The sequence below is a fragment of the Salinithrix halophila genome, from assembly GCF_042650125.1.
GTDB lineage: Bacteria > Bacillota > Bacilli > Thermoactinomycetales > DSM-45169 > Salinithrix > Salinithrix halophila.
The window spans coordinates 1-1,631 of sequence record NZ_JBHSAP010000014.1 but is presented as its reverse complement, the minus strand read 5'-3'; the positions used below and the strand labels follow the sequence as shown (position 1 = coordinate 1,631).

Annotated in this window: 2 protein-coding genes; both read left to right on the top strand. The window is 49.4% G+C overall.

The genetic code is table 11. The features are described from left to right. The first annotated feature begins 432 nt into the window (after positions 1–432). Entirely contained in the window at positions 433–1,035 is a 603-nt protein-coding gene (locus ACFOUO_RS10225; RefSeq protein WP_380704880.1) for a hypothetical protein, read from the top strand. Next, on the top strand, positions 920–1,631 hold a 712-nt coding region (locus tag ACFOUO_RS10220), incomplete at its 3' end, for an ATP-binding protein (protein ID WP_380704878.1). The genes ACFOUO_RS10225 and ACFOUO_RS10220, both read left to right, overlap by 116 nt.

Below are 1,631 nucleotides of genomic sequence, written 5' to 3'. Positions count from 1 at the left end.
CCCCGGCTGACTGAACTAGTGGAAGACGGACGGGCAGCGGTTGCAGATAAACGAACCTGCACCGTTAGCGGGAAATGTTGCGCTGTCTATGTGGCGACTGGGAGCACGGACACGGTGCAAGGGGCTTTGTTTTAAGAGGAGGCATACCCAAACCCAATAGAGGGGGGATCAGAGATCAAGGGCTATATCAAGGACTACAGACAAGAGTTAAACAGCGATATCTGGTTAATGCCGCCCCTCTATCACCGGGTTTGGCAATGGTTGAAATACCGAGTCAACCACGAAGACAAAGAAATTCCAATGAGAGACGGAAGCAAAACACTAATCAAAAAAGGCCAGCACCTTACATCCGTTAGAGGAATTGCGCAAGGAATCGGATGGTACGAAGGGCGGAAATGGAAAGAGCCAAACCCAAAGACGATTCGATCCATTTTGAAGTGGTTGGAACAGCAAGGGATGATCACTATAACAGCCACTAGGGGTAACAATGGGTACACATTAATATCCCTGTTAAATTGGGAAGTTTACCAATCAAAAAACGATCAGGGTAACAATGAACACCCATTAGAGAAACAATCAACGGACATAAACAAGAATGATAAGAATGAAAAGAATGATGAAAAGAAAAAAGATAATCGTCGCAAATACGACGACGATTCTCCTTATATCAAAATGACTCGGTATTTATTGGAACAGATCCGGGCATGGAAACCGGACTTTGCTTTCCGGGGGAGTGAACAAACATGGGCGGACGACTTCCGCAAACTGCATGAAATCGACAACCGATCTAAAGAGCAGATCAAGGCGGTTATAGATTACGCGACCACCAACGACTTTTGGCAAGCGAACATTTTGTCAGCGAAAAAGCTACGGGAGAAATTTGACACCCTTGAGGGCCAAATGAGAAGGGGGAACCGACATGGCGAACAAAATGCAGGCCGTCGGAACGTACATGGACGAGATCAAAAGGCGCATCCAATTGATCCGCCAGGATCAACGGGGCCATTCGCCGGACTTGTCAAAACCCCGGTTTAAATGCGAGAAGTGCAAGGATGCGGAATGGATCTGGACGGGATGGGACGCGGCCAAACCCTGCGAATGTCAGGAGCAACGGAAATACGAGCGGCGGATGAGAGGGGCCATGATTCCCGACGAGTTGAAAGAGGCCAACCTTGATACCTACATCCAGGAAACTCCGATCCAACAAGAACTTTTTTTGATGATCACCAATTATCTCAGCGACTTTGACAGTATCCGCTACACCCAACAGAACAGCCTGGGGTTTGTGGCCAAGTACGGGGAAAGCCGGATGAAGGAGCAGGGGGCGGCAAGGCACGACCCCCGTTACAACTCCTACGGATTGGGAAAAACGCACTTGCAGGTGGCTGCGGCCAAGGAACTTATTAGCCGGGGGATTGGGGTTCTGATTGTTTCGGATGTAGCCATCATGGATGAACTATCAAACGCCCGGATGGTGGAAGACGGCGGCCAGGAATACAACCGATTGATGGCCCGGTTGATCGAGGCCCCTGTGTTGGTCTGGGATGATCTGGGCAAGAGCAATCCGACCCAGGCGAAGCAGAAAAATTACTTTCAGATCGTGAACGAGAGATATAAAGCATGTCGGCCGA